At 41.4% G+C, this 20,850-nt stretch carries 19 protein-coding genes; 6 read left to right on the top strand and 13 right to left on the bottom strand.

Annotation, left to right across the window (positions count from 1 at the left end):
* The first annotated feature begins 84 nt into the window (after positions 1 to 84).
* The gene (locus Q1J64_RS06120; RefSeq protein WP_301108195.1) at positions 85 to 816 is read left to right on the top strand and encodes an amino acid kinase family protein; all 732 of its coding nucleotides are present in this window, start codon (positions 85 to 87) and stop codon (positions 814 to 816) included.
* Here Q1J64_RS06120 and Q1J64_RS06115 read toward each other — a convergent pair.
* Positions 813 to 1,823, bottom strand: coding sequence for a CAP domain-containing protein (locus Q1J64_RS06115; protein ID WP_301108194.1), 1,011 nt, complete (start codon positions 1,821 to 1,823; stop codon positions 813 to 815). The two genes, Q1J64_RS06120 and Q1J64_RS06115, sit on opposite strands and share 4 nt — an antisense overlap.
* 315 nt (positions 1,824 to 2,138) lie before the next feature.
* Here Q1J64_RS06115 and Q1J64_RS06110 point away from each other — a divergent pair, with 315 nt between their 5' ends.
* Positions 2,139 to 2,498: a YugN family protein gene (locus tag Q1J64_RS06110; protein ID WP_301108193.1), complete on the top strand. Its 360-nt coding sequence runs from the start codon at positions 2,139 to 2,141 to the stop codon at positions 2,496 to 2,498.
* 105 nt (positions 2,499 to 2,603) lie between these two features.
* Positions 2,604 to 3,659 (top strand): sporulation integral membrane protein YtvI, encoded by a 1,056-nt coding sequence (gene ytvI / locus Q1J64_RS06105; RefSeq protein WP_301108192.1) that lies wholly within the window; start codon positions 2,604 to 2,606, stop codon positions 3,657 to 3,659.
* Positions 3,660 to 3,702: 43 nt separating this feature from the next.
* Here ytvI and Q1J64_RS06100 read toward each other — a convergent pair whose 3' ends face one another.
* The 7 genes from Q1J64_RS06100 to cyoE form a co-directional block, all read right to left on the bottom strand.
* The gene (locus tag Q1J64_RS06100; protein ID WP_301108191.1) at positions 3,703 to 4,164 is read right to left on the bottom strand and encodes a DUF420 domain-containing protein; all 462 of its coding nucleotides are present in this window, start codon (positions 4,162 to 4,164) and stop codon (positions 3,703 to 3,705) included.
* Between the two features lie 25 nt (positions 4,165 to 4,189).
* Complete coding sequence (gene ctaG / locus Q1J64_RS06095; RefSeq protein ID WP_301108190.1) at positions 4,190 to 5,113, bottom strand: cytochrome c oxidase assembly factor CtaG; 924 nt, start codon at positions 5,111 to 5,113, stop codon at positions 4,190 to 4,192.
* Between the two features lie 408 nt (positions 5,114 to 5,521).
* A complete protein-coding gene (locus tag Q1J64_RS06090; RefSeq protein WP_301108189.1) occupies positions 5,522 to 5,869 on the bottom strand; it encodes a cytochrome C oxidase subunit IV family protein in 348 nt (115 codons plus the stop codon).
* A gap of 1 nt (position 5,870) precedes the next feature.
* Positions 5,871 to 6,497: a cytochrome (ubi)quinol oxidase subunit III gene (locus Q1J64_RS06085; RefSeq protein ID WP_301108188.1), complete on the bottom strand. Its 627-nt coding sequence runs from the start codon at positions 6,495 to 6,497 to the stop codon at positions 5,871 to 5,873.
* On the bottom strand, positions 6,497 to 8,371 hold the full coding sequence (locus Q1J64_RS06080; protein WP_301108187.1) for a cytochrome c oxidase subunit I: 1,875 nt from the start codon (positions 8,369 to 8,371) through the stop codon (positions 6,497 to 6,499). Before Q1J64_RS06080 ends, Q1J64_RS06085 begins: the two co-directional genes overlap by 1 nt.
* 33 nt (positions 8,372 to 8,404) lie before the next feature.
* Positions 8,405 to 9,472 (bottom strand): cytochrome c oxidase subunit II, encoded by a 1,068-nt coding sequence (gene coxB, locus Q1J64_RS06075; RefSeq protein WP_301108186.1) that lies wholly within the window; start codon positions 9,470 to 9,472, stop codon positions 8,405 to 8,407.
* 102 nt (positions 9,473 to 9,574) lie between these two features.
* On the bottom strand, positions 9,575 to 10,492 hold the full coding sequence (gene cyoE / locus Q1J64_RS06070) for a heme o synthase (protein WP_301108185.1): 918 nt from the start codon (positions 10,490 to 10,492) through the stop codon (positions 9,575 to 9,577).
* Between the two features lie 408 nt (positions 10,493 to 10,900).
* Between cyoE and Q1J64_RS06065 the strand changes: the two genes are divergently transcribed.
* Complete coding sequence (locus Q1J64_RS06065; RefSeq protein ID WP_301108184.1) at positions 10,901 to 11,809, top strand: COX15/CtaA family protein; 909 nt, start codon at positions 10,901 to 10,903, stop codon at positions 11,807 to 11,809.
* Positions 11,810 to 11,926: 117 nt separating this feature from the next.
* Here the strand turns inward: Q1J64_RS06065 and pyc are convergent, their stop codons facing one another.
* From pyc to Q1J64_RS06050, 3 genes are all read right to left on the bottom strand, one after another.
* On the bottom strand, positions 11,927 to 15,373 hold the full coding sequence (gene pyc / locus Q1J64_RS06060; RefSeq protein WP_301108183.1) for a pyruvate carboxylase: 3,447 nt from the start codon (positions 15,371 to 15,373) through the stop codon (positions 11,927 to 11,929).
* A 14-nt stretch (positions 15,374 to 15,387) separates the two neighbouring features.
* Positions 15,388 to 16,554, bottom strand: a complete 1,167-nt coding sequence (locus Q1J64_RS06055) for an FtsW/RodA/SpoVE family cell cycle protein (RefSeq protein WP_301108182.1) — start codon at positions 16,552 to 16,554, stop codon at positions 15,388 to 15,390.
* Between the two features lie 63 nt (positions 16,555 to 16,617).
* Entirely contained in the window at positions 16,618 to 16,899 is a 282-nt protein-coding gene (locus Q1J64_RS06050; RefSeq protein WP_301108181.1) for an Fpa/YlaN family protein, read from the bottom strand.
* A 177-nt stretch (positions 16,900 to 17,076) separates the two neighbouring features.
* On the opposite strand from Q1J64_RS06050, the gene Q1J64_RS06045 reads away from it, so the two are divergent.
* Complete coding sequence (locus Q1J64_RS06045; protein ID WP_301108180.1) at positions 17,077 to 17,577, top strand: peptidyl-prolyl cis-trans isomerase; 501 nt, start codon at positions 17,077 to 17,079, stop codon at positions 17,575 to 17,577.
* Between the two features lie 13 nt (positions 17,578 to 17,590).
* A complete protein-coding gene (locus Q1J64_RS06040) occupies positions 17,591 to 17,794 on the top strand; it encodes a YlaI family protein (protein WP_301108179.1) in 204 nt (67 codons plus the stop codon).
* An 850-nt stretch (positions 17,795 to 18,644) separates the two neighbouring features.
* On the opposite strand, the gene Q1J64_RS06035 is transcribed toward Q1J64_RS06040, so the two are convergent.
* Together Q1J64_RS06035 and typA are read right to left on the bottom strand one after the other, a co-directional pair.
* On the bottom strand, positions 18,645 to 18,980 hold the full coding sequence (locus Q1J64_RS06035; protein ID WP_367183412.1) for a YlaH-like family protein: 336 nt from the start codon (positions 18,978 to 18,980) through the stop codon (positions 18,645 to 18,647).
* A gap of 24 nt (positions 18,981 to 19,004) precedes the next feature.
* Positions 19,005 to 20,846 carry a translational GTPase TypA gene (typA, locus tag Q1J64_RS06030; RefSeq protein WP_301108177.1) on the bottom strand — a complete coding sequence of 614 codons (1,842 nt, stop codon included), beginning with the start codon at positions 20,844 to 20,846 and terminating at the stop codon, positions 19,005 to 19,007.
* Positions 20,847 to 20,850: the final 4 nt, after the last annotated feature.

Here is a 20,850-nt window from a genome sequence, read left to right as displayed (position 1 = left end):
CACAGAATATAATGAAACGAAACATAATTTCACTTTATCTTATGAAGGTAATAAGAAGAATGTCACGAAGAAAGTTGGGATTCTATGATTATCCAGAAGTTCGGCGGGATCGCCATGCAGAATCAGCAACAGCGAGCAAAATGCATTGAGCATATTAAACATGGATTAGTAAAGTATCAATCGGTAGTTGTCGTTGTATCCGCAATGGGACGGGGAGGGGATGCATACTCAACAGATACTCTATTGAAAGTAACAGATGCCTTAAATCATTCAGGTGAAGCAAAGGACTTGGCCGCTGCCTGCGGAGAATTAATTTCATCGGCGGTGATGTCTGCTGAATTATCTAAAGAAGGAATCGACAACACGATCATCTATGGACAAAATACCGGAATCCGAACGCATGGTGAATTTTGCAATGCAACGATTGAAAAAGTTAATACCTCCCATATACTCAATACACTGCAGACACACTCATGCCTCATCGTCCCAGGCTTTCAAGGCATGAACGAGCAAGGACAGTTCATGACACTTGGCAGGGGCGGCAGCGACTTGACAGCCATCGCACTCGCAGAAGCACTGCAGGCAAGCCATGTTGAATTTTACAAAGATGTACCTGCTGTCATGTCCGCAGATCCTCATACGAACTCACATTACATCCGCTATGAGCGATTGTCGTTTACAGAGTTTCTCCCGCTATTAGACTGTCAGCATCCGATTATCCAAAAAAAAGCGGCGCTCTACGCAAAAGAACACGCGACACCTCTTCATATTCGAGGCATCGCGTCTGATGAGAAAGGTACATGGATCCTCCCTTAATTGTTCAAATCGCTCTTCTTTGTCTGCGCAATAAAGGACTGTGTATAGTATTTATTATAGACACCTACCCCTGTATGGGTAAAAGTAGGATTTAGCAGGACGTCCCGGTGCTTAGGTGAGTTCAGCCAGCCGTGAACTGTTTCAATTGCATCAATATAGTTAAACGCTGTATTTTCCCCAGCCTTGATTGAAAGAATCTCTGCCGCTTTCAAACGTTCTGCATAGTTTTCAGTCGGCTCATCCTCACGTGAACTGTATTTTTGAAAAGTCATTTCTTGGCTATGCTCCCATGACAGCGTAGCCAATTTTGAGTCTTCAATTAAAGCATTCACGCCATGTTCAACACGCAGCTGATTCGTCAATTCCAATGTCTGCCGTTCCATCGCGCTGTCTACTTCTGTTTGCACAGCGGAGGATGGCTTAGGCGCTTCAATCATTTCGCCTAAATAAGTCATATCATAAGGCTGATGCTTTACCAGCGTACTTGGGCTGATAAAACGAATCCCTTCCAGCTGCTCATCTACCTCGTCAATATATAATTGAACATATAAGTCCTGATAAGGTATTAAAATTCTATTTTTAATGTCTTCACTATTCAATGAAAAAGTATACGTATTATCTTTTATGTTTACATCGATTTCCGACTCGATCGGCGTAAAGCGGTGAATCTCCTGAACATTCTGACCAATTTCAAATGGTGCTGTATCTGCTGATTTATCTGCTGTATAAAGTTGAATGACCTTACCATTCAGCACACCTGCCATAAAGCTCGGTTTCCCTTTGTAAATCCACCACTCATATTGAAAGCTTGATGGTTCCACTATCGTCGGCTCTCCATATTCATTTATCAGGTTTTCTGCTTTTTGACCGACGTAAAGAGACATCCCTTCTTCTGGTCTCGGACCACCCTGTACGCCCATCGGTTCCCCTTTTTCCGGCACCGCAACAGGAGAACCGTGTTGGACAGGCGATTCAAGCGGTTCATTGACACTCACCCTATCATTCATAAAATAGAATACTCCCATGACCACCAACAACATTAGTAGTATCTTCCAGCCTACTCTCCACATGAAATCTTCCTTTCCTTTCTTTTATCTATCTCTGTCTTTAATTCATCAGTTATAAACCGTACATATTAATCGACTTTCGTTCTGAGTACAGATGATCATTTACTTTATTGTACAGAATAGATTTGCCCCCGTCATCTTTATCATTCCAGAAGAAAGCGTTGACACAATGTTGTCATTGCAAGTGATTTTAATTTGTTCTATGATATAATGGTATAAGTATTCGTTTGGACGAACATGAAGGGGGATTTACAGATGTATATTGAAAATATAGGCATTGATGGCCTTGTGTCTGACTTAAAGGTTATGGAAGAAGTTATGCTGAAGAACGGCCTGGTTCTTGAAGGTCAATGGGATTACGAGCGTGTAACTTTCGACAAGAAATTTGTCATTCGCGAAGGTACATATTATATGCGCATCTTCGGCACATTAGTAGAAGGCGATATTGATGGCAGAAAAGCTACAGTACGCTTAAAACAGCCAGTTCTTGGTAAATACTACTATCCTTTTGGTGTAGAATACGGCGAAGAAGAAGACTTCCCAGCCAGCTTAGTAAAAGATTGCGAATTAACAGCCAAAGCAGTCTTTGATGAATTAAAGCAATATACAGTGTAATAAAATAAAAAAGCCGAAGAGCACTATGTTCCTCGGCTTTTTCCTATTATTACGTCTATCGTTTGGTTATAATAAACTCAGTACGTATGTGGAGGACGATGACCTTTGAAATTGCTGACCAAACGAAATTTGATGATCATATTAAGTATTGTTGTTTTACTATTAATTACATTTTTTATCCTGCCCGTTTCCATACCCATTATTTTGGCTCTGTTGACTGCACTTTTTTTAGATCCTCTTGTAAAATGGGTCGAGCGAAAGTTTAAATGGAAGCGAAAGCTCTCTGTCATTGTCAACTTCATTGTCTTTGTGGGTGTCAGTGTTTTTCTTCTGTTTTACACGGTGAATACACTCATCGGGAAAATCGTTCATTTTACAAAAGAAATTCCAAACTACTTAAATTCACTTTCAAGCGTTTGGATCAATACCCAAAGTAAACTATTTCAATATACAGTAGGGATGCCGGAAGACATCATTTCGATGCTGGAGAATGAATTCAATGATATTATTGAATCTTTCCGTGTTTCGCTGATCACACTACTGAGTTATGATAAAATTCTGGGACTGATTTCAGAAATTCCAAACTTCTTGGTGAGTTTCATTGTATTCATGATCGCTTTGTTTTTGTTCATGTTGGAATTGCCGAACCTGAAAAATGCATTTTATCGTCATCTAACAGAAACAACCGCACAAAAAGTGCATTATATGACGAGCAAATTAAACAAAGTCATTTTGGGATTTGTTAAAGCTCAGTTATTAGTCAGTCTAATTGTTCTAGTCGTTTCGTTTATCGGACTGCTCTTGATTATCCCTAAATATGCCGTCGTTATGTCTCTGGTCATTTGGATCATAGATATCATACCAATTTTAGGATCCATTATCATCTTAGCTCCCTGGTCGATTTATCAATATGTATCAGGAGATATAGCGATGGGTACAAAACTTGCCATCCTGGCTGTTATCCTGCTGATCATCAGACGTACAATTGAACCAAAAGTGATGGGTTCCCAAATAGGTCTCTCACCTTTGCCTACATTGATTGCCATGTTTATTGGATTAAAACTATTTGGGGTACTCGGCTTTTTTATCGGGCCAATGCTCGTTATTCTTTTCAATACCGCAAGAGAAGCAGGCATCATAAAATTGAATTTCAAAGTGTAAAAAGGGTATATCTCCCTCTCGGAGATATACCCTTTTTTAGTAGTTAGAATCCTAAAATCGCTTTAAATACAGAAGTGGTTTCCCCTCCTGTATAAAACACATAAAGCAATAAAAATACAGCTACTCCTGTAATCGCTGTGAAAAACCAGATGATACTTGTGACTGGTCCCATTTTACGGTGGCGGTCCAGATTATTTTTAAATCCGGCAACCATTGTAATAACACCTAACACTGCTCCTGTTGTCGCAAGTATGATATGGAAAATCAAAAAAACTGTATAGTAAATCTTCAGTTCATCGGGACCGCCAAACGCTGTATTCCCGATAAAAATAGTTCTCGAAATATAGATGATTAAAAATAAAACAGCAGATACCGCCGCTGCCACCATGACTTTCTGGTGAGCCAGCTTTTTCTTCTGCAATATTAAATACCATCCAATCGCGACCAAAACAGCGGATAATACGATTAAAAATGTACTGATGGTCGGTAATAATGGAAGTCCCATCCCTGTTAACCCCTTCTTCTTTTACTCAGCCATGCATGGTTAAATTTTGACGTTTAATCAAGTCTTGACGAGTAATTTCATCTGCATTTTCTCTTTCGTATTTAGCCCAGCTTATGAAGATTCGTCCAATAACTACAACATAGACAATCTCCTGGATAACTTTCATTAAAATACCACCTAGTTGTTGATCATAAAGGGTTGGCATGTCCGTAAATAATTCAGGCCCTGACATTCCTAAACCCGATAACCCTGCGAGCGTGCTGCTAGGCACACATAATGCCATTGCTTTTAACCAAGCTTCTCCGCTGTTGTAAGTTTCGTATACAGGAACATCTACGAAGATAATTAATGAACAGGCAGGAGTGATTAACAGTGCACTCAGGATGACATACCCTATCTTTTTCAAACCATGAAGCTGAGGCTGCCCCTTTACTGTATTAACAACAGGCCACCATAAAAAGATTGCTGACATGAAAAGCGTAACTGTAAAAATGGTGTGCAGCGGCATGCTTAATTTAACCTGGTCTAAAATTAATGGATAGTGATACATAGAAAACATCAGTGTAAAGAGCAATAAACTAATGACTGGTCTCGTCAACAGCATAAATACCTTTCTGATTGCTGTCACAGATAAGAACTTTTCCCAAACCCAATTTGGAATACCCATGATAAAGAGCGGAGCAACCATTAATAACAAAATAGCCATTTGTGCCATATGAACCGAAAACAGAATATGACCGATCAAATCCATTGGCGATCCCTTCACGATATATAAAAGAACCATTGAAGACAAGAAATAAATCATATGATGTTTCGTTACAGGTTCAGATCCTTCAAAACGATCTCTCCATTTAACAGTAATTAAATAATATAATACGACGCCAAGAACGATAGCTAGTAAGAAATAAGGACTCCACAAAGCCCGAAAACCAAAAATACTTAAAGGCAAAACGGTCACTCTCCTTTTATAGTCAACCTGCTGTCAACATGTCGGTTATTCGATGCTGAGCAATTAATTATACATCAGCACGGATAAGTAAATGTATCTTTACCATTATACGAGCAACTATGACATAACTCAATGTACGAACTTTGACAATTTCATTACTATATAACCTTAGGCACGTTGATTTCCGCCGGCACAGCCTCAGCCAATCGAAAAACGAAGCGTTAGGAGCACATCTTTGCATTTCGCCACCTTCCACTCCAAACAACAACGTGTGGCGTAAGCTAATTTGGAGTCTACGCTAAAAACGTAACTCATCAGATGCAAATTGTTTTCTCATCTCGTATAGAGGATATTTACAGTGATAAAAAAAGGAGCCTATGGAATACATCCATAAGCCCCTACTTATTATTACCACCAAACGATTGTGACAAATGCTAAAGGAATCAAGAATCCTAAAAGAGCACCTGTAAACATAAACATCTGCGGAATGCCATGTCCTTTTTCGTTCATATGCATGAAGTAGTAAAGCTGGAGACCAACTTGTACTGCTGCAAACAAGAACAATGTAGGAATGACAAAGAATTTTGAGAATCCGGCAACGTCAGAAAGGTATGCGACTACCATAGAAAACGAAACGAGTGTTAAGAAAATCATCAAAGCAAACATCGCCACTTGATTACGCATAGATTCTTTTGCCCGTCGCTGCTGAAGTAATTGCTCAGCTGGAGATCGTTTAATAACTTGAATATCTGCCATCTTAACCCACCACTCCCATCAAGTAGACTACAGTGAAGATAAATACCCAAACTACGTCAATGAAGTGCCAGTAAAGTGAGAATGTATAATATTTTGTCGCGTTATACAAGTTCAGTCCGCGCTTGGAATTACGGAAAATCAATAATGTAATCCATACTAAACCAACCGCCACGTGAAAGCCGTGTGTACCTACCAGTGTGTAGAAAGAGGAACTGAACGCACTGTTATTGAACGTAAATCCTTCTTTAACATAGTGAGAGAACTCATAGACTTCTAACATCAAGAACCCAAGTCCTAAGAATGCAGTCAGGCCAAGCCATAATTGCATCTTTTTAAAATTGAAGCTCTTTAAATGATACATTGCGTAGACACTTGTCAATGAAGATGTCAAAAGAAGCATAGTCATAACAAATACTAACGGTAAAGTATATAGATCCTGAGTGTTAAAACCAAAGCCGCTAGGACCTTTATTTTTCAACGCCATATATGTTGCAAACAACGTAGCAAAGAGAATAGTTTCTCCACCTAGGAAAAGCCAGAAACCAACGAATTTGTTCTTTGCTTCCAAGGTAGCCTTCTCTGGATGAGCCGGCCATGTTTCAGGGGTGAATTTTTTGTTCAAATCCATTAGTTACGCCCCCCTTTGTTCTTTAAATCTTGCATGATTTGCTCTTTCGTCACGTAGAAGCCAAGGTCATCTTTCAATGAACGTACAGCCATACTAACAAAAGTAAATGCAAGTCCGAAAATTAATACAGGAAGTCCCCAAGATGTTTCTTGATGGAACATGGCACCAAATCCTGCAATAAACAGACCAAGTGACATTAACATCGGAATGATTGAACCGTGCGGCATATGGATATCCGTAATTGGTTCAGCCGCTGTAATTGACTCCTTACTGCCTTCCATTTTCTCGATCCATAGTGTATCCAGACCGCGAACTAACGGTGTTGCAGAGAAGTTATAGAATACAGGAGGTGATTCGATCGCCCACTCAAGTGTACGTCCGTCGCCCCATGGGTCATTTCCAACACGCTCATTTTTGACAGTTGTCATAATGATATTGATTACCATTACGATAAATCCAATTGCCATCAAAAGCGCACCGATTGTACTGATCATGTTTGCTATATTCCAGCCCTGTCCGTCCATATATGTCCAAACACGACGTGGCATTCCCCAGAAACCTAACCAGTGTTGAATTAAGAATGTCATGTGGAAACCAATGAAGAAGAATACAAACGTAATCTTTCCAAGGAATTCACTCAACATTGTACCGAACATTTTTGGCCACCAATAGTGAATTGCCGCAAATATTGCCAGTACTACCCCACCAACAATAACGTAGTGGAAATGAGCAACGATAAAGTACGTATCGTGTAACTGATAATCTAGTGGTGCTGCACCTTGCATAACTCCGGTAACTCCACCCATTACGAATGAAGGAATAAAACCTAGAGCATAAAGCATCGGAGTTGTAACTTTAATGCTACCACCCCAGATAGTGAGCAACCAGTTAAAGATCTTAACACCTGTAGGTACGGCAATTGCCATTGTGGCAACAGCGAAGATTGCGTTTGCTGTCGGCCCAAGGCCAACTGTAAACATGTGGTGAGCCCATACCATGAAGCCTAGGAAACCGATTAACACTGTTGCGAAAACCATTGCAGTATAACCGAAGAGACGCTTACGAGAGAATGTCGCAAAGATCTCAGAGAAAATACCGAAAGCAGGCAAAATCAAGATATATACTTCAGGGTGACCGAAAATCCAGAAAATATGCTCCCAGATAATCGTGTTTCCGCCCATTGTATGATCAAAGAAGTTACCACTGAACATACGGTCAAATGTCAAGAAGAACAATCCAACTGTCAATGGAGGGAATGCGAAAAGAATCATCGCTGACGCTACGAACGTAGTCCATGTAAACAATGGCATACGCATGTAAGTCATCCCTGGTGCACGCATGTTGATGATTGTAACAAGGAAGTTAATCCCTGCTATTAACGTACCACCACCGGCAATTTGTAAACCAATTGCATAGAAGTCAATACCATGACCAGGTGAATGTAGTGATAAAGATGCGTATGATGTCCATCCTGCATCTGGAACTTCACCGAAAAGCCATGAAATATTTAGGAATAAACCACCAAAGATGAACATCCATAACCCTAATGAGTTAATGAATGGGAATGCTACGTCACGCGCTCCGATTTGAAGCGGTACAATGGCGTTCATAAAACCAAATAGAATCGGCATCGCTGCCAAGAATATCATGGTTGTTCCGTGCATTGTAATTAAGTCGTTGAAAAGCCCTGCGCTTACGAGATCATTGTTTGGCGTCATCAACTGAAGACGAATGATCATCGCTTCGATACCACCAAGAACGAAGAAGAATAATCCCCCAAGGAGATACAGTATCCCAATCTTCTTATGGTCGACTGTCGTCAGCCAATCCCAGAGTGTTGCGCCAAAGCCTGTTTTTTGAGCAACTGAACTCACTATGTTACCTCCTATTCAATTTCCATTTGAAAATTATTTTTCGACTTTTAAGCCTAATAAATATTCAGTTAACGCATCCAGTTCAGCATCAGAAATCTGATCTTGACTGAATGAAGGCATTATGTTGCCTGGTTTATGTTTCTGTGTATCACGAATCCAGTCTTTCAGTTCCTTTTCATCGTGTTTTAGGAAACCTGCTACACGGTTACGGTCACCGAATGTCGCTAAGTTCGGGCCTTGTGCTCCCGACTCACCTACACCAGAAACTGCGTGACAGCCGATACAGCTTTGAGAGAATACTTCCTCACCGTCAGCATTCGCAACTACAGGGTCTTCAGCTGTTTTTTGCATAGCAGCTACCCAGTCATCAAACTGATCTCTTGGTAAAGTTTTTACTTTGAAGTCCATCAAAGCGTGGGAAGGCCCGCAAAGCTCAGCACATTTTCCGTAGAAAACGCCGTCTTTCAAGCCTTCTGATTCTTTTTCGAAACTTAAATAGAATTTATTGACGTTCTCAACGTTTGTATCCATCTTACCGCCAACTGCCGGTATCCAGAATGAGTGCTTAACGTCTGCAGCAATTAAGTTAAAGTACACTTTTTCATCTGTAGGTACAACCAGTTCCTGAGCAGTAACAATTCCTAAATCAGGATACTCGAATTCCCACCAATACAATTTTGCTGTTACGTCAACTACAAGGTTTTCGGCATTTCCGTCTTCATCGACAGCTCCCATTGCTTGTACGTCACCCAGTTTATACGTGTAATAAACTGTAGGGACAGCAAGGATCAGAACCAAAAGGATTGGAATGAATGTCCATACCATTTCAAGAGTGTGACTTCCTTCCACTTGTTCAGGTATATGATCTTCACCCAACTTGGAACGTCTGAAGCGTACTATTGCAATAGTAAATATCGCCACTACTACAACAATGACTAGTAACATGATTCCTGATGCTAACAGCAGCAAGTTAAACTGATCCTGAGCGACTTGGCCAGCTGGTTGGAATGTTGAAAGCTGCTCTTGTCCACAACCTGCTAAGAAAACTGCGAAAACTGCTAATAATGAAAAGAGACGCCACTTTTTGAGTCCTTTAATCATCGCTAACTAATACCTCTCTTTCTAAAAAAATGTTTTTCTACTATGGAGGACTAGAAGCCTCTCTATGATGAATTCCTGTTTCAAAGAAAGAATTCCGAAACGTTAGATGAATATAGAGAAAATAATCATGGAGACAAATAAAATTGTCATGTAATTCAATGAGTAGATAAACATTGAAGTGGCCCATTTCAAATCTTCTTTAGCTTTAAATCCTTTTAGGGCGAGATAAAGCCATCCGACATTCAACAAGGTTGCAAATACTACAAATCCTGTGCCTAGCTCTTGCAGCAGGAATGGCAGCGGGAATAGCAACAATACCCACATGAGCATAGATTTCTTCGTGCGTTCAAAGCCTTTTACTACAGGCAGCATCGGGATGTTTGCTGCACGATATTCCTCAGTTCTGCGCATAGCCAGCGCATAAAAGTGCGGAGGCTGCCATACGAACATAATCAGGAACAATGCCCATGCGCCCATCGACAGTGCAGGATCAACCGCAGCCCAACCGATTAAAGGTGGAACGGCACCTGACAAGCTTCCTACTACCGTGTTGCTGACATGCTGGCGTTTTGACCACATGGAATAAAGTACAACATAAGCTAATACTCCAATGATCCCCAACCAGCCAGCCATTGCGGAAGCAGAAAACAAAAGAACTTCCCCTGCCACGAGAAATGTAATGGCCAGCGTCAGCACAGCAGGCGTTTTAAATCTGCCTGTTACTGTAGGTCTCGACTTTGTTCTCGACATGATTGGATCGATATCCCGGTCAATCAGATTATTGAGTGCTCCGGAAGCTGCAATGATCAACCCGGTACCCAGAATTGCAAATACCAACAAATCGAAATTATGGAGAAAACTTTTCCCAGTGAATTGAAATGCCAAAAAAAGACCGGTGAACGTAGTGATCAAATTCGAATTGACGATGCCTATTTTGATAAGCGCCAAAAAGTCTTTCCATAAGGTAATCGGCTCCAATTTGGGATCTGCAACCGTCGAAAGCGTTCGACCGTTTGACATAATAACCCTCCTTTCAAAGTTTTCAGCAAAGACCCTAACACTTACTATATCGAAATTCGTCAGTAATTTCTAGACCATTTCGCAATTTATAGCTGTTTCGTGCAACCTAAGCGTCTTTGTCCTACACCTACTATATAGTAAAGCATTTCTATAAGACAATTGTGAAGTTAAAGAGGCTTTTTTATGAACAATTTGTGAAAAACCTTTCACCTCGGAGCTTTATCAGCTCCCGGTATTGTGTTTCAAAGTGATTTTCGATATTATAAAGCATGAAACGAATGATTCAACTGCATGGAAAATACAGACAGCGGCTTTGGCAGCATGCTGTGTTTTTCTATGTAATTGGATAACACAACAATAGATCGGCCACTAACAAAAGGTCAATTCATAGAAGAAGGTGTCTCATACTTGCAATATAATCGGTTTTTAAAATGGTTCGGCGTAGCTTCCACCATAGGCATGCTAGCTATCTTGCTTGGAGGAGCGCTCGTAACAAAGACAGACAGCGGGATGGGCTGCGGCAGACACTGGCCCGGCTGTAACGGACAATTGATTCCTGATGAAATTACCGCTGAAGTTCTCATCGAGTTCTCCCACCGCCTTGTAACAGGCAGCGTCGGCATATTAATTGTTATTCTGGCTGTATGGTCCTGGAAAGCCCTTGGACATATACGCGAAACAAAGTTTCTTTCTTTCATGGCTGTGTTCTTTTTAATTCTTCAGGCTCTAATTGGAGCAGCTCAAGTATTATGGGGACAAGGCGATTTCATTCTAGCTCTACACTTTGGCATTTCACTCATTTCATTCTCAGCTGTCTTTTTACTGACGCTGCTGATCTTTGAAGTGGATCAGAAATTTGATGCAGATAAAATAAGGATAGGTTCTTCACTCAAGTTTCATACAATTGGAGTAACCATTTATTCATATTTCGTCATCTACACAGGAGCTCTCGTGCGCCACACCAGTTCAGGACTTGCTTGTTCCGACTGGCCGCTGTGCCGTAATGGCGAATTCCGATTACCTCAGGACATGTATGAATGGGTACAGATGGGCCATCGCCTCGCAGCTGCCCTTATCCTTGTTTGGATTGGTTTCATAGCGATTAAAGCAATCAGACACTATAGTGACCAACGTGTCATTTACTGGGGTTGGATCAGCGCCTTTATATTAGTTCTGGCACAGGCAACGACTGGTATGATTGTCGTATTAACTAGATTGAATCTCTATGTTGCGCTCCTTCATTCATTGTTCATCACATTACTTTTCGGTTTACTCACCTACTTAGTACTGCTCGTTTCACGTAGCCATTCAAAATAACTACCTACATTACTTTTAAAGGCGCTCACTGCTGTTTAACACAGCTGAGCGCCTTTTTATATACATTTACCTACACAAAGACTCCTGCAGCCATAAACGGACTGCAGGAGACGAATATTAATGTTCTATTTCAATTAGCAAGTCACCTGTCGAGATAGAATCTCCAGGGCCCACATAAATCTCTTTCACTACACCATCAAATGGAGCCTGAATAGTTGTTTCCATTTTCATGGCCTCCGTGATGAGCAGGTGCTCTCCGCGTTTAACTTTAGCACCCAGAGAAATCGCTACCTGTAATACCGTGCCAGGCATTGTTGCTGCGATATGTGCTTCATTCGTCGGATCCGCCTTTTGTTTCTTCACATCTTTTGTTTCAATATGCATGTCTTGGATCACTACTTCACGCGACTGACCGTTCAATTCAAAATACAATACGCGCGTACCGTTCGGCTGTGGCTCACCAATGGAGACAAGTTTCACGATCAGAGTCTTCCCTACTTCAATCTCAATTTCGATCTCTTCGCCTAAACGCAGACCGTATAAAAATTGAGGTGTACCGATGACCGAAACATCACCAAACTGTTTTTTCGTCTCGATATATTCTTCGAAAACTTTTGGATAGAGAACATATGCCAGAGCATCGTGCATCGTTGCCGGCTTTTCCATCTTCACCGTTAATTCTCCCAGTACTTTTTCAAAATTAACAGGTTCAAGGAGTTCTCCCGGACGTACTGTGATTGCTTTACGTCCTTTCAGAATGACATCCTGCAATTCCTTCGGGAAACCGCCGTATGGCTGTCCAATCGACCCTTCGAAGAATTCAATAACGGATTCAGGGAAGTCAATTGTCTGCCCGCGAGAAATGACTGAGTGTTCATTCAGCTCGTTTTGAACCATAAAGAGAGCCATATCCCCTACCACTTTGGAAGAAGGTGTCACTTTAACAATATCTCCAAATAAGAAGTTTACGCGGGTGTACATTTCCTTAACTTCTTCCCAACGCTCGCCAAGTCCGACCGCTTTTGCTTGCTGCTGCAGATTGGAATATTGACCGCCCGGCATCTCATGCACATAAATCTCTGAATGCGGACTATTCATACCGCTTTCAAACGGCTTGTAGTACTTTCGGACATCTTCCCAGTAGTGTGAAAGCTTCTCAAGCGATTCTGTTTCTGCACGAACCTGACGCTTGCTGTCCTGCATCGCATAAGCAAGTGAATTGGCAGAAGGCTGAGATGTCATACCTGCCATGGAACCGATTGCAGTATCGACAATATCTACACCTGCTTCAATCGCTCTTGCATACATGAAGATTCCGTTACCGCTCGTATCATGAGAATGTAAGTGAATCGGCAGTTCAGTGGAATCTTTTAATTCTGAAATTAAACGATATGCCGCTTCCGGTTTCAACAGACCTGCCATATCTTTAATCGCAAGAATATGCGCACCGACTGCTTCTAATTCTTTAGCCATTTCTTTGTAGTAATTGACTGTATATTTCGCACGGCTGTCATCGAGAATATCTCCTGTATAACAAATTGCTGCTTCTGCAATTTTTCCCGATGCGCGGGTTTCATCGATTGCTACCTCCATACCTTTGATCCAGTTCAAGCTGTCAAAGATTCGGAACACGTCAATACCTGAAGACGCAGACTCTTTAATGAACTCCCGGATTACGTTGTCAGGATAGTTCGTGTAACCTACTGCATTTGCCCCTCTGAAGAGCATTTGGAAAAGCACATTGGGAATTTGCTCACGCAATCTTTCCAGACGATCCCATGGACTTTCCTTCAAGAAACGGTAAGCGACGTCGAATGTAGCGCCTCCCCACATTTCAAAAGAAAACAGATCAGGAAGCAAATGTGCGCTTTCTGTTGCGATCTGCGTTAACTCTTTTGTTCTCATACGTGTTGCCAATAAAGACTGGTGCGCATCACGGAATGTTGTATCCGTCAATAATACATCCTCTTGTTTGCGTACCCAATCGACAAGAGCATCTGCGCCCTGTTCATCCAAAATTTGCTTTGTTCCCTTTGGAAGCGCTGTCTTTAGATCTATTTCTGGAATCCTGACTGGATGTAAAACAGGTCTTGTCGGATCATCGATTCCCGGGAATCCGTTAATCGTCACGTTACCCAGATAAGAGAGCATCTTCGTACCGCGGTCTTGTCTGTTCGCAAACTCGAATAGCTCAGGTGTCTGATCAATAAAGCTTGTATTGTAATCTCCTGATAAGAAGTCTTGGTTGCATACTACATTTTCCAGGAATGGAATATTGGTTTTGATGCCGCGTATTCTGAATTCCTTCAAATTTCTGAGCATTTTAGCTGCAGCACTGCTGAATGTCGGTCCCCAAGTCGATACTTTTACAAGCAGCGAATCATAATAAGGACTGATGACAGAGCCTTGGTATGCGTTTCCTGTGTCTAAGCGAACTCCGAAGCCGCCACCTGAACGGTATACAGACATTTTGCCTGTGTCCGGCATGAAATCATTCAACGGATCTTCTGTAGTAACACGTGACTGTATCGCGTAACCGAAAAGCGGAATATCTTTTTGCTGTGGAATATTGATTATTTCAGAATGAAGCTTTTCGCCTTGCGCAATAAAAATCTGTGACTGGACAATATCAATACCGGTAATCATTTCAGTAATCGTATGTTCCACTTGAATGCGCGGATTGACCTCGATGAAATAAAATTCATTGTCAGCTACTAAAAATTCGACAGTACCAGCGTTTATATATCCAACATTCTTCGATAATTTGACAGCTGATTCACAAATAGCATCTCTCAATTCATCGGTTAATGAGATAGAAGGTGCAATTTCAACTACTTTCTGATGACGACGCTGGATCGAACAATCACGCTCGTACAAATGGACTATCTCTCCATATGTATCTCCAAGTATTTGCACTTCAATATGTTTTGGCTGATTAATATATTTCTCTACATACACTTCATCTGAACCAAAAGCGGATTTCGCTTCGGATTTCGCACGGTTATACGCTTCATCCACTTCATCGGCAGATTCAACGATCCGCATACCGCGTCCGCCTCCGCCTAGCGAAGCTTTGATAATGATTGGATACTTATTCTGAGCACCAAATTCACGAACCTCTTCTACAGACGTTACAGGTCCATCACTTCCGGGAATAACTGGGATATCTGCAGCAATTGCCTGCTCCCGTGCTTTCACTTTGTCACCGAACATTTGTAAATGTCTGGATGTCGGTCCAATGAAAATAATACCTTCTTCTTCCAAACGTGCAGCGAACTCTGCGTTCTCAGCCAAGAATCCGTAACCCGGGTGAATTGCATCGACATTTGCTTTTTTGGCAATCTCGATAATTCCTTCGATATCAAGGTAAGCATCTATCGGTTTCTTTCCTTCACCAACTAAAAATGACTGATCAGATTTATAGCGATGCAAAGAAGCTCGGTCTTCTGCTGAATAAATCCCCACTGTTGCGATATTTAATTCTGTACACGCTCTGAATACTCGGATCGCAATTTCGCCTCGATTTGCGACCAATACTTTCTTAATCTCTCTTCTCTCCACCAACAACACATTCCTCTCTACTTCGTTTTTTCATACTTCACAAACATCGTTACGTTCATCAGTATACCCAGCGCAATAGACAAGAAGACAACAGACGTACCGCCATAACTGATGAATGGCAGCGTAACACCTGTTAATGGGATCAATCCTGTTAAACCACCTAAGTTTACAAGAGTCTGAATGGCTATCAGGCTACCAACACCAGCTGCCAGCATACGTGCATGTGCATCTTTCGTGCGCAAAGCAACGATAAACGCTTTCATTACAATGAAAAACAAACCGCCAAGGACAATGGTTGTCCCTAATAACCCCATCTCTTCAGATATCACTGCCATAATGACGTCGGTATGAGGTTCCGGTAAATATCCAAGTTTCTGTATAGAATTTCCAAGCCCCACCCCTTTCAAGCCGCCGGCGCCGATTGCTATATAACCGTTGACTATTTGTAGTCCTGACCCCTGCATATATTCAAAAGGGTCAGTAAATGCAAGAATTCGTCCGACACGTGAACCCGTCATGACATCATCCCACTTTATCCATAAAAGGAGGCCTAAACCCACCCCTAGTACAGCAAAAAAAGCACTGATTTTCATATAATTCTTCCACTTCATACCACTGGCTGCAATTACAGACACAGCGATTAAAAACAAGATCATCGTTGCCCCAAAATCAGGCTCTAAGATTACTAATATCAGTGATATTGAAAGTATTGAAAACGTCGGCACTATAGTCGTTTTAATTTCATCGAGGGTGCCGGCATAAAATTTATTGGCAAAAACACCTGAAAAATAAATGATGAAAGCAATCTTCGCTACTTCCGTTGGCTGAATATTACCTAATTTTCCTAAAGCAATCCAGCTTTTTGCACCGACAGAATCACCAAATCCGATAAATTTGACAATAATAAGCAGAGCAAACATCACCCCGACTGTCGCATAGAGGAATTTTTTATTGCGGTAATGCCTGTAAGGTATGATTGAGGCAGCTAAGAAAGCTGGAATCGCAATGGCTAGACTGATGATCTGCTTGCGATAAAAACGTGTTGGTTCATCATTATATATATTTACTGACCAAACCATGCTGGCGCTATATATCATTATTAAACCAAATAGACATAATAACAAATATACTGCAAATAGGGAATAGTCAAAATTTCTTAAAATTCGGTTCATATAAGTCTTCATTACTAGCTACCTCATCGTCCTAAATAAAAAACTCAAACCGTTTTAGAAGTTTGAGTCTTTCATTTATTTTTTTGTATACAGTTCGTGCAAAATATTTAACTCTTTCTCTAACATAGTAAGGATTTCCCTGCCCTTTTCCTGCTCCACAAGACCAAGCTTCACAGCAAAATCAATCTCACGGGACAAACCGTACATTTGTGTATCAAGCACTTCCTCGTATAACGGACATTGCGGCATCGTTAAATTATCCATCTGCACTTTAATTAACTTCGCAATTTTATCCGCATCCGTATGAAGCTGCTTCATTGCTTTTTCTTTGTAAGTATCTTGAACTTCTATATCCATGGAGACGCCCCCATTATTCATTATTCCCGCAAGGTGTTAATGTCTAAATTGTATCTTTTGCAATTAAAAATTGCAAGTATTACTCCATGAAAAGTATAGATCTGTATGAAATCCTTTTCACTTTCATAATGAAAAGGTATACTTGAATTAGTTGAAAATGATTGAGGAGGAAGTATTTTGGAATTTATAGTACCTATCACAGGAAATGTAAAACATAATATTACTTTAGATCCGACCGTTTGGATTTTTGATGACAGACGCTTAGACTTAGATATTTTCTTTACAAAAGAGTTCGTGGAACGCGATGAAATGGAAGAGTATAAAGAAAAAATGGGCAAGCATTGGTCCCGCGAAATTATGGAAGGCAATACATTTCCTCCAACATTAAAGAGTGAAAAACGCTACGAGAAAGATAAAATGCTGACAGCAAGCTTCGCAATCGTTGTAGAGCCTTTTATTAAAAATGCCGAGCCAAATGCCGGTGCAAAGACATTTACACTCATTACAAAAGACAATGAAAAATACACGTATCCACTGGCGGAGTCTGCAAATATTCTGTTTAAATTCAGCCACGAAGGCAAGCCTTTACGCGAAGACGGGCCTGTTCATGCGCTGTTTAGAGACGGTTCGAACAAAGAGTCGCCGATCCGTAATGTGCAAGCGATCCAGGTGGACTGAAGGAGATGACCGCATGCGTGTCAAATGCGTCCTGTGCGACCAAATCAACCAGTTAGAAGATAGTGACCCTCTTGCTAAAAAGCTGAGAAACAAGCCAATTCACACGTATATGTGCCCTTCATGCAGGGAGCGCATCAGTGAAAAAACAGAGGCCCGCATAGCAACAGGCAACTTCATTTTCTACCGAAGTTCCCACTTAACTGAAAAAGATTTTTGATAGGTAAACTCCGCTGTGCAAGTTTTGTGCAGCGGGGTTTTTACTTCTAAAAAAGTAACGGGTTGCAGTTGAGATACCGTTTCCCTGCGTTACAGACGGACGCGTTCCGGAGGGCCCGCGGTGAGCCGACTTGGTCGCTTCGCTCCCCCAAGTCGTCTCACCTGTCGGGCTGATCCTCCCGGAGTCGCCGTCTTCCACTTCGGTACACTGGAGTGTTTTACAATACTTATTACGCTGAGTTCTATTTGAATAACATTGCAGGTTATTTAAGATTAACTTTTAATATTATGCAATTTCATACCTTAGTAATAGTTTCATTTTCTATAATTATCTAAGTTGTTCCAATTGTAATAGCGCAATAAAATTATAGAAAAATTCATTCAGGTGAAAGTAAAAACATGATCTCTATGCTGCAATTTCACATAAATAAAAACTGATCGTAGCGTAATTTGTTTCAAGTCGAGTCTCTTATTTCTCTTAAAATTATATTGAATACTACATTTTCTGTTACAAACACTATATTCTAAGCAACACTATTGAGAGTTCACAATAATAATTGCAAGAATTACTTTTACAACACTCGGTAATCCAAAATTAAATTTGCGAGCTTATTTCTAACCGCGAAACTGATAAATGTGGGGATTAGTTACTTCTTAATTAATACAAACTAGTGGACCGCAGCGTAAGGCGGCGACTCCCGGAGGATCAGCGTGCGCCTTGAGACCCCGCAGGAGCGCAGCGACGAGGAGGCTCAAGCCACGCCCTCGGGAAAGCGTCCGCCTGAAGCGCAGGGGAACGGTCTCCTACTACTTACCTGCATTGCCCTTAAACAACAAAAAAACTCCGCTGTTTATTGCACAGTGGAGTCTTTTTTGTATTCGTTCATTCGGCGTACGCGGTAAATTATTAGAATGGCAGCGGCGACGATCAAGCCTTCCATGATCGGAAGGAAAAAAGCCAAGAACGTCAGAACCAAACAGCCAATAAATAAAAACGTATAAATAACCGCGTTTTGCCAAAAGCTGATCTTTTTCGCAAAACCAAGCTTGTATACAATAGCAGACATGATGAAAATGAGGGCCAACAGAATATAGCCGGCTATGTCGAAATTTGGAGCCAGTTCATAAACCATGCGCGCAATTCCGGACATCCGATTGTAGACCATCTCTGAATCCTCTACTCTCATTCCATACATTCCCTTCTATCTAAATTATTCCCCAAGTTTTTTTCTTTTATTTGCCCGGTCACGTTCACTCTTATCAAGAACCTTCTTACGTAAACGGATCGTTTGCGGCGTAATTTCACAATACTCGTCGTCTCCAATATACTGAAGCGCCTCTTCAAGTGACATAATACGAGGTTTTTTCGTTGTAACCGTCTGGTCTTTCGTAGCGGAACGAACGTTTGTCGCATGCTTGATTCTCGTCAAGTTGATCGTCAAGTCGCTGTCACGGTTACTTTCTCCAACTACCATACCTGCATAGATCTCAGCACCCGTTTCAACGAACATTGTGCCTCGGTCTTCCAATTGCATAACACCATAACCTGTAACTGTTCCGTTTTCCATAGAAACAAGAACTCCGTGACGGCGGCCGCCAATTTTACCTGTTGTTACTGGCTTGTAGCAATCAAATGTATGATTCAAAATACCATATCCGCGAGTTAGTGTAAGGAATTCTGTTGTATAACCAATCAATCCGCGTGCCGGGACTAAGAAAATCAGACGAACTTGTCCATTTCCATTATTGATCATGTCGATCATTTCACCTTTACGCTCACCGATAGATTCGATAATTGAACCTGTGTGCTCTTCAGGAATGTCAATTTGTACACGTTCGAAAGGCTCTGAACGCACACCATCAATTTCGCGGATGATAACTTGCGGTTTAGATACTTGCAGCTCATATCCTTCGCGGCGCATATTTTCAATCAAGATCGACAAATGTAACTCACCGCGTCCTGAAACGATCCATTCATCCGGAGAATCTGTTGGATCTACACGTAAAGAAACATCTGTCTCTAACTGCTGATCTAAACGCTCCTGGATCTTACGGGCTGTCACCCATTTACCTTCGCGCCCTGCAAAAGGACTGTTGTTTACTAAGAAACGCATTTGAAGTGTTGGCTCATCAACGTGAAGTTCCGGAAGAGCTTCTGGATGATCAGTTGGACAAACAGTCTCTCCGACGTCAATATTACCCATACCTGAAACGGCAACCAGATCTCCTGCGTATGCTTCTTCAACTTCTACTCTTTTAAGGCCCATAAAGCCATATAATTTTGTAACTCGAAGATTTTTCACAGAACCGTCACGTTTCAAGACGGAAACTTGTTCTCCAACCTTCATTGTACCACGGAAAATACGTCCGATACCGATACGTCCGACATAGTCGTTGTAATCCAAGAGTGATACTTGGAACTGCAAAGGCTCATCGCGGTTATCAACAGGCGTGGGAATGTTTTCTAGAATGGAATCATAAAGAACACGAAGCGTGTCTTCCTGTTCAGCCGGATCCGGAGACAAACTTGCTGTTCCGTTAAATCCTGATGCATATACAACAGGGAATTCCAATTGCTCATCGTTCGCATCTAGCTCGATGAATAATTCTAGTACTTCATCTACTACTTCTTCAGGACGTGCAAAGTCGCGGTCAATTTTATTGACAACCACGATTGGCTTCAAATTCGTTTCAAGTGCTTTCTTCAGTACGAAACGAGTTTGAGGCATACAGCCTTCAAAAGAATCGACAACAAGGATAACGCCGTCTACCATGCGCAGGATTCGCTCTACTTCTCCACCGAAGTCAGCGTGTCCAGGTGTATCCATGATATTGATTTTTGTGCCTTTATATTCAATAGCTGTGTTCTTAGCTAGAATCGTTATTCCGCGTTCACGTTCCAACTCATTCGAATCCATTGCGCGATCATCCACGTGCTCATTTGATCGGAAAATACCTGATTGTTTTAACAGCTGGTCAACTAAAGTAGTTTTACCATGGTCTACGTGGGCAATAATTGCTATATTTCTAAGATCTGTACGTACGTTTGTCATTTTT

The organism is Sporosarcina sp. (genome assembly GCF_029257255.1).
Taxonomy (GTDB): Bacteria; Bacillota; Bacilli; order Bacillales_A; family Planococcaceae; genus Sporosarcina.
The sequence above is the reverse complement of the archived record's forward strand: the minus strand, read 5'-3'. Positions and strand labels throughout refer to the sequence as shown.

What these genes read in the sequence shown, in the direction of transcription:
- Q1J64_RS06035 (WP_367183412.1), bottom strand. Translation starts at nt 18,980, where the DNA reads ATGAGAGTAGAGGATTCAGAGATGGTCTACAATCGGATGTCCGGAATT.
- Q1J64_RS06115 (WP_301108194.1), bottom strand. Translation starts at nt 1,823, where the DNA reads ATGAATGATAGGGTGAGTGTCAATGAACCGCTTGAATCGCCTGTCCAA.
- Q1J64_RS06100 (WP_301108191.1), bottom strand. Translation starts at nt 4,164, where the DNA reads ATGGGACTTCCATTATTACCGACCATCAGTACATTTTTAATCGTATTA.
- Q1J64_RS06110 (WP_301108193.1), top strand. Translation starts at nt 2,139, where the DNA reads ATGTATATTGAAAATATAGGCATTGATGGCCTTGTGTCTGACTTAAAG.
- Q1J64_RS06085 (WP_301108188.1), bottom strand. Translation starts at nt 6,497, where the DNA reads ATGGATTTGAACAAAAAATTCACCCCTGAAACATGGCCGGCTCATCCA.
- Q1J64_RS06120 (WP_301108195.1), top strand. Translation starts at nt 85, where the DNA reads ATGATTATCCAGAAGTTCGGCGGGATCGCCATGCAGAATCAGCAACAG.
- Q1J64_RS06040 (WP_301108179.1), top strand. Translation starts at nt 17,591, where the DNA reads ATGCGTGTCAAATGCGTCCTGTGCGACCAAATCAACCAGTTAGAAGAT.
- coxB (WP_301108186.1), bottom strand. Translation starts at nt 9,472, where the DNA reads ATGATTAAAGGACTCAAAAAGTGGCGTCTCTTTTCATTATTAGCAGTT.
- Q1J64_RS06055 (WP_301108182.1), bottom strand. Translation starts at nt 16,554, where the DNA reads ATGAAGACTTATATGAACCGAATTTTAAGAAATTTTGACTATTCCCTA.
- typA (WP_301108177.1), bottom strand. Translation starts at nt 20,846, where the DNA reads ATGACAAACGTACGTACAGATCTTAGAAATATAGCAATTATTGCCCAC.
- Q1J64_RS06050 (WP_301108181.1), bottom strand. Translation starts at nt 16,899, where the DNA reads ATGGATATAGAAGTTCAAGATACTTACAAAGAAAAAGCAATGAAGCAG.
- Q1J64_RS06090 (WP_301108189.1), bottom strand. Translation starts at nt 5,869, where the DNA reads ATGGCAGATATTCAAGTTATTAAACGATCTCCAGCTGAGCAATTACTT.
- cyoE (WP_301108185.1), bottom strand. Translation starts at nt 10,492, where the DNA reads ATGTCAAACGGTCGAACGCTTTCGACGGTTGCAGATCCCAAATTGGAG.